Source organism: Variovorax sp. P1_H12_2 (genome assembly GCF_056405335.1).
On sequence record NZ_JBFUCI010000217.1, the window covers coordinates 1 to 10,514 of the forward strand.

Sequence of the window (10,514 nt, forward strand, 5' to 3'; positions counted from 1 at the left end):
CGCTTTAGCTCAGTTGGTAGAGCAACCGCCTTGTAAGCGGTAGGTCGTCAGTTCGATTCCGACAAGCGGCACCAGTTTCCTGCGTTTCCGGCCACGGTTCAGGCGCCGAGCGAAGGCAGGTCGGTGCGGACCGAATCCATCAGGTACACCGGCAGCAGGTCGGCATCGGCGGTCAGGGCCACGCGGACCCGGCGCGCAGCGCCACCATTGCCGGCCGAGCGTTCCATCCACGATCCCCTGCAGCTCGCGGGCAGCCGGTTCCAGGCCTGCGTCGTCATGTGCTCGAACCCCGGTCCCGGGTAGTTGTGCAATGGCGTCGCTTCAACGGCCGCCGGCACGCCAACCGGTTGGTCGGGCAGATCGCCTCGCGTCCGCACGCCGACGCGCCGCAAGAGGGTGTCCATGCCCGCTTCGGCATCTCGGCGCATTGCCTCGTCTGCAGGGGGGGCCACGGGCATGCGTACGGGAGCGCGGGACATTTCGGGTTCCAGGGATTTCATCTGAACGCAGTCTAGGAATGGGCCGCGTGGCCGTCCCTCAGAAACGTCTGATTCACCGTGCCCCGGGGCGCCGGTGCGTGACAGGAAGGCAGAATGGACAGCGGCCGAGAGATTCGACCTTGTCGCGCCACAAGGCATCCGGCAGCCATAGTGGCTGCTGCTCACGGCGCCATTTCATTCAAAAAACGATCACGCTGAACGCATGTCCTACGCATCCAACGCCTCCGCCCCTGCCGCAAGCCGCAGCCATTCGATGCAGCGCCGCGCGATCGCCCTCCAGTGGATCCGCAAGACCCACGGCTGGATCGGCCTCTGGGGCGCGATTCTTGGCCTGATCTTCGGCACCGCGGGCATCTGGCTCAACCACCGGGCCGTGCTCAAGCTGCCGATGTCGCAGCAGCGCGCCAGCGCCCAGTTGTCGCTTCCCGACCCGGCGCCCGCGAGCGCGCAGGACATGGCGGTCTGGCTGCAGCGCGCGCTGGACCAGAAGGGCCCGCCGAATTCGATGCGGACCGAGCCCGCGCGGCCGGTTGGCTGGAGCGAAAAGGGCAAGGCCGACCCGTTGATGCAGCCAGAGCGATGGGTGTTCAACTTCGGCGGCCCCGATGCCATCGTGCAGGCGGACTACTGGCGCGGCAACCGGTCGGTGGGCGTCACGACCACGCGCAACGGCTTCCTCGCCACGCTGACCAACATGCACAAGGGTACCGGCATGTCGCTGGGGTGGATCCTGCTGGTCGACACGCTGGCGGGCAGCCTGATCTTTCTGTCGCTCTCGGGCGTCGTGCTCTGGATGCTGACGCACCGGCGCCGCACCGTCGGGCTGGCGATCTTCGGCACCTCGGTGGCCCTCACGCTGGGACTGGCGCTGGCCCAGACCTGAGCCGCCGGCGACGGTTTTCAGCGCCTCGACGTCACCTTGATCCGGATCGTCGCCACCTCCCAGCCGCGCGACTTCAGCCGCGCGTGCAGCATCGGTGCCAACTGGCGCAGCTTGGCGGCCGCCGCGCTGCCGTGAACCAGCATGCACCATACATCGCCCTCGGCCGGGCCGGCCTGGATGGCGGGGCGCATCTCGGGCGGGATCAGGTCAAGCACCGCGGCCAGCCGTTCGCTGGCGTCGCGGGCGCGCGCGGCCAGGCCCGCCAGGGTCGGGGAACCCTCGGTGGCTTCGAGCACGGTGACGGCGTTGTAGCGGCGATTCATGGGCAATGGACGGGCAAATGGCCGAAGTGGCGGGAAATGGCAGGTCGTGAGGGCCAGGACAAGGCGGCTAAAATCAGCGGTTTGCCGGCAATCCTGCGGGCCGGTCCGCTTGTCTTTTGACAAAGCGCGCCCAAGTTCGTTCTCCGTCTATCTTAGGGACTTCGGTCGAGGCGCCCGCATCCGGCGAGTGTGCATCGATCTCCATTCATGGCCACCAACTTCCTGACCCAAATTTTCGGCAGTCGCAACGACCGGCTCTTGAAGCAGTATCGCAAGACGGTCGAACGCATCAACGCGTTGGAACCGTCCTTCGAGAAGCTCGACGACGACGCGCTGCGCGCCAAGACGCAGGAGTTCAAGGACCGTGTCGCCAAGGGCGAGTCGCTCGACGACCTGCTGCCTGAAGCGTTCGCTACGGTGCGGGAAGCGTCGAAACGGATCATGAAGATGCGCCATTTCGACGTCCAGCTGCTGGGCGGCATGGCGCTGCACAACGGCAAGATCTCCGAAATGCGCACCGGCGAGGGCAAGACCCTGACGGCCACGCTGCCGGTGTACCTCAATGCGCTCACCGGCAAGGGCGTGCACGTGGTCACGGTGAACGACTACCTCGCCGGCCGCGACGCCAAGTGGATGGGCCGCCTCTACAACTACCTCGGGCTGTCGGTCGGCATCAACCTGCCGCAGATGCCGCGCGAGGAGAAGCAGCAGGCCTACGGCAGCGACATCACCTACGGCACCAACAACGAGTACGGCTTCGACTACCTGCGCGACAACATGGTGTACGAGCCGGGCGACCGGGTCCAGCGCGGGCTGAACTACGCGATCGTCGACGAGGTGGACTCGATCCTGATCGACGAGGCGCGCACGCCGCTGATCATCAGCGGCCAGGCCGAGGACCACACCGAGCTCTACCTGGCGATCAACAAGGTCGTGCCGCTGCTGGTCAAGCAGGAAGGCGAGGCCGATCCGCGCACTGGCGAAGGCGTCACCAAGCCCGGCGACTTCACGGTCGACGAGAAGACCCACCAGGTGTTCCTGACCGAAGACGGCCACGAGAAGGCCGAGCAGGTGCTGTCCGAGTTCAAGCTGCTGCCCGAGGGCGCGTCGCTCTACGATCCGGCCAACATCACATTGATGCATCACCTGAATGCGGCACTGCGGGCGCGGCATCTCTACCATCGCGACCAGCACTACGTGGTGCAGCAAGGCGAGGTCGTGATCGTCGATGAATTCACCGGCCGCCTGATGACCGGCCGCCGCTGGAGCGATGGCCTGCACCAGGCCGTGGAGGCCAAGGAAGGCGTCGAGATCCAGGCCGAGAACCAGACCCTGGCCTCGATCACCTTCCAGAACTACTTCCGGCTCTACGCCAAGCTCGCCGGCATGACCGGCACGGCCGACACCGAGGCCTACGAGTTCCAGGAGATCTACGGCCTCGAGACCATGATCATTCCGCCGAACCGTCAGAGCAGGCGCGAGGACCAGCTCGACCGCGTCTACAAGACCACGCGCGAGAAATACGACGCCGCGATCCAGGACATCCGCGAGTGCTACGAGCGCGGCCAGCCGGTGCTTGTCGGCACCTCGTCGATCGAGAATTCCGAGATCATCGACGGCCTGCTCGAGAAGGCCGGCCTGCCGCACCAGGTGCTGAACGCCAAGCAGCATGCGCGCGAAGCCGAGATCGTGGCCCAGGCGGGCCGCACCAAGATGATCACGATCGCGACCAACATGGCGGGCCGCGGGACCGACATCGTGCTCGGCGGCAACGTCGAGAAGATGATCGAGGCAGTGGAAGCCGACGAGTCCGTCGACGATGCCGCCAAGGCCGAAGAAATCGCACGGCTGCGCGCCCAATGGGACAAGGACCACGAGTTCGTGAAGTCGCTCGGCGGCCTGCGCATCATTGCCACCGAGCGTCACGAGTCGCGCCGCATCGACAACCAGCTGCGCGGCCGCTCGGGCCGCCAGGGCGACCCGGGCTCCTCGCGCTTTTATCTGGGCCTGGACGACCCGCTGATGCGCATCTTCGCGGGCGACCGCGTGAAGGCGATCATGGACCGCCTCAAGATGCCCGACGGCGAGGCGATCGAGGCCGGCATCGTGACCCGCAGCATCGAGAGCGCGCAGCGCAAGGTCGAGGCGCGCAACTTCGACGTGCGCAAGCAGCTGCTCGAGTACGACGACGTCTCGAACGACCAGCGCAAGGTGATCTACCAGCAGCGCAACGACATCCTCGACGCCACCGATCTGAGCGCGCAGATCGAGGCGCTGCGCGAAGGCTGCTTCACCGACCTGGTGCGTCAGTACGTGCCGGCCGAATCGGTCGAGGAGCAATGGCAGCTGGCCGGGCTCGAGAAGACCCTGGCCGACGAGTGGGGCCTGCAGATCCCGCTGCAGAAGGAAGTCGAGGCCGCGACTGCGATCGGCGACGAGGATGTGGTCGAGAAGGTGGTCGCCGCCGGCAACGAGGCCTTCAGCGCCAAGGTCGCGCTGATCGGCCAGGAGAACTTCACGCAGTTCGAGCGCATGGTGCTGTTGCAGAGCATCGACACCCATTGGCGCGAGCACCTGGCTTCGCTGGACTACCTGCGCCAGGGCATCCACCTGCGCGGCTATGCGCAGAAGCAGCCCAAGCAGGAATACAAGCGCGAGGCCTTCGAGCTCTTCGGCCAGTTGCTCGACTCGGTCAAGAACGAGGTCACGCGCCAGCTCATGACGGTGCGCGTGCAGTCCGGCGAACAGCTCGAGGAAGCTGCCGACGCCATGGAAAGCCGCGGCGAGAACCTCGCCAACATCACCTACACGGCGCCGACCGAAACCGGCGAGGTCGAGGTCCGGGTCGACGAGGAAAGCCTGCGCCGCCAGGCGGCCGGCGGCCTGAGTGCCGGTGCCGCGGCCTTCGCGCGCGTCGGCCGCAACGACCCGTGTCCGTGCGGCAGCGGCAAGAAATTCAAGCAGTGCCACGGCAAGCTCACCTGACAGCAACGACCAGGATTTCCTCATGCCAGTGAATCTTTCCGCTCCCGACCCCGCCGCGCTGCATGCGGTGCCCGGTGTCCGCATCGGCGTGGCCGAAGCGGGCGTACGCAAGGCCAACCGCAAGGACCTCACGGTGGTGCTGATCGACGAAGGCGCCGCGGTCGGCGGCGTGTTCACGCAGAACCGCTTCTGCGCCGCGCCGGTCCAGGTCTGCCGCGAGAACCTGGCCCGCGATTTCGGCATTCGCGCGATGCTGATCAACACCGGCAACGCGAATGCCGGCACCGGCGAGGACGGCCTGGCGCGCACGCGGGCGACCTGCATCGCGCTCGCGCGGCACCTGAATCTCGCGCCCGAGCAGATCCTGCCTTTCTCGACCGGCGTGATCATGGAGCCGCTGCCGATCGACCGCATCGAAGCCGGCCTGCCTGCCGCGCTCGCGGATGCCGCGCCCGGCCATTGGGCGCGCGCGGCCGAAGGCATCATGACGACCGACACCGTGCCCAAGGCCTTCAGCCAGCAGGTGCAGATCGGCGGCGTGACCGTCACGGTCACCGGCATCAGCAAGGGCGCCGGCATGATCCGGCCGAACATGGCGACCATGCTCGGCTTCATGGCCACCGATGCGAAGATCGAGGCGTCGCTGATCCAGCCGCTGGCCAAGGCGCTGGCCGATGCCTCCTTCAATCGCGTGACGATCGATGGCGACACCTCGACCAACGATTCCTTCGTCGTGATCGCGACGCAGAAGGCGGCGCACGCCACCATCACCTCGCTCGAATCCGTCGAAGGCCGCGCCCTCGTGGAAGCGATGCAGAACGTCGCGCGCCAGCTGGCCCAGGCCATCGTGCGCGACGGCGAAGGCGCGACCAAGTTCATCACGATCCGGGTCGAGGGCGGCAAGGATTCGGCCGAGTGCCGGCAGGTTGCCTATGCGGTCGCCCATTCGCCGCTGGTCAAGACCGCGTTTTACGCGAGCGACCCGAACCTGGGCCGCATCCTCGCGGCCGTCGGCTATGCCGGCATTGCCGACCTCGACCAGACCGGCATCGACCTCTACCTCGACGACGTCCATGTGGCGGTCAAGGGCGGTCGCAATCCGAGCTACCGCGAGGAAGATGGCCAGCGCGTGATGAAGCAGAGCGAGATCACGGTGCGCATCGCGCTGGGCCGCGGCAGCGCCGCCGACACGGTCTGGACCTGCGACCTGAGCCACGACTACGTCACCATCAACGCCGACTACCGGTCATGAAGCCCCCACGCTTGCTGCGCTCGCTGCCATGAACGAGAAATTCGAACGTCTCCTGGAACGCGCCGAACAGCTCATCGGCCGCATCGAGTCGATCCTTCCCCAGCCGCTGTCGGCCCCCGACGACTGGAACGCCTCGATCGCCTGGCGCTACCGCCGCCGCAGCTCGGGCCACGGCACGCTCGAGCCGGTGCGCCACGTGGCCGCGATGTCGCTCGATGCGCTGAAGGAAATCGACGTCCAGAAGGAAAAGATCGAGCGCAACACGCGCCAGTTCGTCGAGGGCAAGCCGGCCAACAACGTGCTGCTGACCGGTGCCCGCGGCACCGGCAAGTCGTCCCTGATCCGCGCCTGCCTGCAGGCCTATGCGCCGCAGGGCCTGCGCCTGATCGAGGTCGACAAGGCCGAGCTGACCGACTTGCCCGACATCGTCGAGGTGGTTTCGGGCCGTCCCGAGAAATTCATCGTCTTCAGCGACGACCTGAGCTTCGACGAGGGCGAGCCGGGCTACAAGGCGCTCAAGTCGATCCTCGACGGCTCGATCGCCGCGTCGACGCCCAACGTGCTGATCTACGCGACCAGCAATCGGCGCCACCTGCTGCCCGAGTACATGAAGGACAACCTCAGCTACACCCACACGGAAGACGGTGAGGTGCACCCGGGCGAAGTGATCGAGGAGAAGATCTCGCTGTCGGAGCGCTTCGGCCTCTGGGTGAGCTTCTATCCGTTCAGCCAGAACGAGTACCTGGCGATCGTCGCCCAGTGGCTTTCCTCTTTCGGTGTCGACGCCAAGGCGGTCGAGGCCGCGCGCCCGCAAGCGCTGGTGTGGGCGCTCGAGCGTGGCTCGCGCAGCGGCCGCGTGGCCTACCAGTTCGCGCGCGACTATGCCGGGCGCGCCTGAGGCTGCCATGACGGGTTCGCGCAAGCACACCGAGGTCGCGGTCGGCATCCTGATCCGCGAGGACGACGCGCTGCTGCTGTCGACCCGGCCCGAGGGCAAGCCCTATGCGGGCTACTGGGAATTCCCGGGCGGCAAGCTCGAAGCCGGCGAGTCCGTCGAACAGGCCCTGCGCCGCGAGTTGCACGAGGAACTCGGCATCACGATCGCCGGCGCCGAAGTCTGGAAGGTCACCGAGCACGATTACCCGCACGCGCTGGTGCGCCTGCACTGGTGCAAGGTGACGCAGTGGGCGGGCGATTTCGAAATGCGCGAGGGGCAGGCGATGTGCTGGCAGCAACTGCCGCTGGACGTTGCGCCGGTGCTGCCGGGCGCGCTCCCGGTGCTGGGCTGGCTGGCCGAGGAGCGCGGCCTGGCCTTCGAGCGGCCTGCGGCCTAGGGCTTACTGGCGCTTGGGATCGCCGAACGGATCATCGTCCGGCGGCGCATCGGCGGGCATCTTGAATTCCTCGCTGGCCCAGGCGCCGAGATCGATGCCCTTGCAGCGCGCGCTGCAGAACGGCCGGTAGGGGTTGCTGGCCGCATAGACGCTGTCCTGCCCGCACGCCGGGCACCTGACGATCCGCTCGCCGAGAGCATTCACGGCACTCATGCGCAGAGGGTGAGTTCGAAAGGCGCGTCGTCCGTGCTCTGGTGCAGCCGGTCGTCGGCCTCGTGCCGCATCAGGCGCACCGACACCATGAGCCGGTTGCCGCTGATCTCGGGGATGAGCCCGAGCTTGGGGTCGATGCGCAGCCGCAGCAGCTGGAAGCTGCGGCCTTGCGGCAGGGTCTGCTGGAACTGGCCGYTGGCCGCGATCACCTTGTAGGGCACGTCGGCGTCACGCAGCAGTTTGAGCAGCAGGTAGATCGATTCGGCCAGCGGAGCGAGCGTTGACGACCAGCGTTCGAGGTCGGCGCGGCGCTCGGGGGCCCGGCGGTTCTGCCAGGTGTAGTAGGCCGGCAGGTCGAATTCGCAGGTGCCGCCCGGGATGCCGGCGCGGCTGCGGATGCTCATGAGCCACTCGTTCTCGGTCAGCGCCTGGCCCGCCTTGCCAGGCACCGTGTTGAGCGTCGCGAAGTTGCTTTCGAGCTTGCCCACCACCTGGTCCAGCACCGACTCGGCGATCGCGGGATTGCCGCGGTAGCTGTTGAAGACGTTCTTGTGCTTGTCGAGATCGCGCAGCACATCGGCCTTGAGGTCGGCGCGAGCAGCCACGTCCATGATCTCGAAGATCGTGACGAGCGCATAGTGATGCAGCAGCGGCGAGTCGGCCGGCACCAGTTCGCCAAGACGGCGAAACAGGTGTTCCAGCCGCAGGTAGGTCCGGATGCGCTCGTTGAAGGGGTACTCGTAGAGGATCACGCGTAGTGGCTTCCGGTTGCAGATGATAGCTTCAAGAAGCCTTCGAGGGCGCAGTGGGCAGGATCTTGCGAACCGCCTCGAGTATGCGCTGACCGACCACCAACTGCCCGTGCATCGACAGGTGCGTGTCGTTGGGGAAGAAATAGTCGCGGACCTTCTTTTTCTCCTCCTGCGAGAGGCTGAACAGGTCGGGGCCGAGATCGGCGGCCCCGAAAGCCGTCACGAAATCTTTCGAATGTTCCGGCTTGACATACACGGTGGTCTTGTTGGGAATGATCATCCACAGGACGGCGCGCTGCGGATGGGCGTCGCTGAAGGCCTTCATCTGTGCCGCATGCTGCACCGTGAGCTCGCCGTTCTCGTCGTCGGCCGGCCAGAACGGGACCTTGTCGCAGAGCTGGTGGCTGAACATCGCGCAGCCCTCGGGAACCGGACGCACCAGGATGCGGTCGTTCGACAAGATCGGTTCCGTCGCCTCGCGCGCCCTCCTGGTGTTGCGATAGATCCGCACGCCCGAGGTCAGCTTGCCGTCCCAGTTGAGCGCCGGCGCCGGCACCGCCGAGGGCGATTCGAAGAAGGGCTTGAGGCCGGCCGAGAAGGGCTTGGTCATCGTCTTGCAGGTCTGCGTGGCGACCATGCGGTCGTTCACCAGGCGCTCGATGCTCTCGACGATCACCAGCTTGCCGCGGAAGCCCGCGCGATCGAGCCAGGCATCGAAGTCGCCGCAGAGTTCCTCGTTGATCTGGCCCCAGAAGGTGGTCGTGACGCGGTAGCCGGCCCGGGTGAGCAGCGACTGCCAGCGGTTCGACATCGAGAAGCTGTCGCCGATCACAACGATGTCGGCGTCGGCGACCGGCACCGCATTCAGGTACTGCCGGTCCACGTGCGGCGGMTCGATCCGCCAGCCGAAGGCGGTCTCCGACAGCAGGCCGATGCGGGTCATGTCGCCATAGAAGGCCGGCGTCTTCAGGGTCACGATCAGCAGCGCGATGATGACGAGGAAGCCGGCCCCGAAGATCCGCAGCCAGAGTTTCGCGGGAGTCATATCAGAATTGGAAATAGAGGAAGGGGCTGTACGAGCCCAGCTTCGAAACGCAGACGCCCAGCAGGTACACCGTGAAGACGGCCATCAGCGCCGTGAACACCCAGGCCAGGCGCGGCCGTCCGGCCAGGGCCTGCAGCTGCGGCACCCAGCGCTGCAGCGTGATGGTCGGCGGCATGACCAGGCAGATGAACAGTCCGACCAGCAGCGTATGGAAGAAGTCGTTCTTGCGGTAGGGCACGGCCCCGAGTTCGCTGAACACCGAATGCGCGGTGCCGTGCATCCCGAGCATGGCCTGGTAGATGGTGGTCGCGGCGTGCATGCTCTCGGCCCGGAACACGACCCAGGCGATCATCACGCAGACGAAGGTCAGCAGCCAGCCGAGTAGGCGCGCCACCCGGCCGGGCTTGGCGTTGCGGCGCACCTTGGCGTTCCAGAGGTGGTTGACCATCAGGAAGAAGCCGTGCAATGCGCCCCAGATGACGAAGGTCCAGGCCGCCCCGTGCCACAGGCCGCCCAGCAGCATCGTCAGGAACAGGTTCAGGTAGCGCCGCGCCGGTCCCTTGCGATTGCCGCCCAGCGGCACGTAGAGGTAGTCGCGCAGGAAGGTCGACAGCGAGATGTGCCAGCGGCGCCAGAACTCGATGATGTTGGTCGACTTGTAGGGTGAATTGAAGTTGAGCGGCAACTGCACCCCCAGGCACAGCGACAGGCCCACCGCCATGTCCGAGTAGCCCGAGAAGTCGAAGTAGATCTGCAGCGTGTAGGCCAGCACGCCGACCCAAGCGGTGCCCATCGTCGGCGTCAGGCCCTTGTGGACGCCGTTGAACATCAGGTCGGCGTACTCGCCCATCGGGTCGCCGATCAGCAGCTTCTTGCCCAGCCCGAAGACGAAGATCGCCAGCCCGAGCGCGATCTTGTCGTAGTCGACCCGGTAGGTCGCCGGATTGGCGAACTGCGGCATCATCTGCGCGTGATGCAGCACCGGACCCGCGATCAGGTGGGGAAAGTAGGTGACGAACAGCAGGTAGTGCACGAAGCTGCGCTCGTGCACCTTGCCTTGCCAGCAGTCCACCAGGAAGGCGATCTGCGTGAAGGTATAGAACGAGATCCCGATCGGCAGCGCGATGTGCAGCATCGAGATCGGCGAGTAGCCCGCCGCCAGGAGGCCGTCATTGACGTTGGCGACGAAGAAGTTCGCGTACTTGAAGACCGCCAGCACGCCCAGGT

Annotated in this window: 11 protein-coding genes; 5 read left to right on the forward strand and 6 right to left on the reverse strand. The window is 66.3% G+C overall.

Going from position 1 to position 10,514, the window contains the following annotated elements; genetic code table 11:
- Positions 1 to 98: 98 nt before the first annotated feature.
- Complete coding sequence (locus AC1D2K_RS20555; protein WP_478090676.1) at positions 99 to 404, reverse strand: hypothetical protein; 306 nt, start codon at positions 402 to 404, stop codon at positions 99 to 101.
- A 298-nt stretch (positions 405 to 702) separates the two neighbouring features.
- Here AC1D2K_RS20555 and AC1D2K_RS20560 point away from each other — a divergent pair, with 298 nt between their 5' ends.
- The gene (locus tag AC1D2K_RS20560; protein ID WP_478090677.1) at positions 703 to 1,383 is read left to right on the forward strand and encodes a PepSY-associated TM helix domain-containing protein; all 681 of its coding nucleotides are present in this window, start codon (positions 703 to 705) and stop codon (positions 1,381 to 1,383) included.
- A 17-nt stretch (positions 1,384 to 1,400) separates the two neighbouring features.
- Here AC1D2K_RS20560 and AC1D2K_RS20565 read toward each other — a convergent pair whose 3' ends face one another.
- Positions 1,401 to 1,706, reverse strand: coding sequence for a hypothetical protein (locus AC1D2K_RS20565; RefSeq protein ID WP_478090678.1), 306 nt, complete (start codon positions 1,704 to 1,706; stop codon positions 1,401 to 1,403).
- A 207-nt stretch (positions 1,707 to 1,913) separates the two neighbouring features.
- Between AC1D2K_RS20565 and secA the strand changes: the two genes are divergently transcribed.
- Genes secA through AC1D2K_RS20585 form a run of 4 tightly spaced genes read left to right on the forward strand, consistent with a single transcriptional unit; the run spans position 1,914 to position 7,277 of the window.
- Positions 1,914 to 4,691 carry a preprotein translocase subunit SecA gene (gene secA / locus AC1D2K_RS20570; RefSeq protein ID WP_478090679.1) on the forward strand — a complete coding sequence of 926 codons (2,778 nt, stop codon included), beginning with the start codon at positions 1,914 to 1,916 and terminating at the stop codon, positions 4,689 to 4,691.
- A 22-nt stretch (positions 4,692 to 4,713) separates the two neighbouring features.
- On the forward strand, positions 4,714 to 5,943 hold the full coding sequence (gene argJ / locus AC1D2K_RS20575; protein ID WP_478090680.1) for a bifunctional glutamate N-acetyltransferase/amino-acid acetyltransferase ArgJ: 1,230 nt from the start codon (positions 4,714 to 4,716) through the stop codon (positions 5,941 to 5,943).
- Positions 5,944 to 5,971: 28 nt separating this feature from the next.
- Positions 5,972 to 6,841 carry an ATP-binding protein gene (locus AC1D2K_RS20580; RefSeq protein ID WP_478090681.1) on the forward strand — a complete coding sequence of 290 codons (870 nt, stop codon included), beginning with the start codon at positions 5,972 to 5,974 and terminating at the stop codon, positions 6,839 to 6,841.
- A 7-nt stretch (positions 6,842 to 6,848) separates the two neighbouring features.
- The gene (locus tag AC1D2K_RS20585) at positions 6,849 to 7,277 is read left to right on the forward strand and encodes an NUDIX domain-containing protein (protein WP_478090682.1); all 429 of its coding nucleotides are present in this window, start codon (positions 6,849 to 6,851) and stop codon (positions 7,275 to 7,277) included.
- Positions 7,278 to 7,280: 3 nt separating this feature from the next.
- Here AC1D2K_RS20585 and AC1D2K_RS20590 read toward each other — a convergent pair whose 3' ends face one another.
- From AC1D2K_RS20590 to AC1D2K_RS20605, 4 genes are all read right to left on the reverse strand, one after another.
- Positions 7,281 to 7,490: a DNA gyrase inhibitor YacG gene (locus tag AC1D2K_RS20590; RefSeq protein WP_478090683.1), complete on the reverse strand. Its 210-nt coding sequence runs from the start codon at positions 7,488 to 7,490 to the stop codon at positions 7,281 to 7,283.
- Positions 7,487 to 8,242: a cell division protein ZapD gene (zapD, locus tag AC1D2K_RS20595; RefSeq protein ID WP_478090684.1), complete on the reverse strand. Its 756-nt coding sequence runs from the start codon at positions 8,240 to 8,242 to the stop codon at positions 7,487 to 7,489. The genes AC1D2K_RS20590 and zapD overlap by 4 nt, the downstream gene beginning before the upstream one ends.
- Before the next feature lie 31 nt (positions 8,243 to 8,273).
- On the reverse strand, positions 8,274 to 9,287 hold the full coding sequence (locus AC1D2K_RS20600; protein WP_478090685.1) for a hypothetical protein: 1,014 nt from the start codon (positions 9,285 to 9,287) through the stop codon (positions 8,274 to 8,276).
- A 1-nt stretch (position 9,288) separates the two neighbouring features.
- Positions 9,289 to 10,514, reverse strand: a 1,226-nt coding sequence (locus tag AC1D2K_RS20605; RefSeq protein ID WP_478090686.1) for an MBOAT family O-acyltransferase, incomplete at its 5' end; no start/stop codon positions are given.

What these genes read in the sequence shown, in the direction of transcription:
- argJ (WP_478090680.1), top strand. Translation starts at nt 4,714, where the DNA reads ATGCCAGTGAATCTTTCCGCTCCCGACCCCGCCGCGCTGCATGCGGTG.
- AC1D2K_RS20590 (WP_478090683.1), bottom strand. Translation starts at nt 7,490, where the DNA reads ATGAGTGCCGTGAATGCTCTCGGCGAGCGGATCGTCAGGTGCCCGGCG.
- AC1D2K_RS20560 (WP_478090677.1), top strand. Translation starts at nt 703, where the DNA reads ATGTCCTACGCATCCAACGCCTCCGCCCCTGCCGCAAGCCGCAGCCAT.
- secA (WP_478090679.1), top strand. Translation starts at nt 1,914, where the DNA reads ATGGCCACCAACTTCCTGACCCAAATTTTCGGCAGTCGCAACGACCGG.
- AC1D2K_RS20565 (WP_478090678.1), bottom strand. Translation starts at nt 1,706, where the DNA reads ATGAATCGCCGCTACAACGCCGTCACCGTGCTCGAAGCCACCGAGGGT.
- AC1D2K_RS20585 (WP_478090682.1), top strand. Translation starts at nt 6,849, where the DNA reads ATGACGGGTTCGCGCAAGCACACCGAGGTCGCGGTCGGCATCCTGATC.
- AC1D2K_RS20555 (WP_478090676.1), bottom strand. Translation starts at nt 404, where the DNA reads ATGGACACCCTCTTGCGGCGCGTCGGCGTGCGGACGCGAGGCGATCTG.
- AC1D2K_RS20580 (WP_478090681.1), top strand. Translation starts at nt 5,972, where the DNA reads ATGAACGAGAAATTCGAACGTCTCCTGGAACGCGCCGAACAGCTCATC.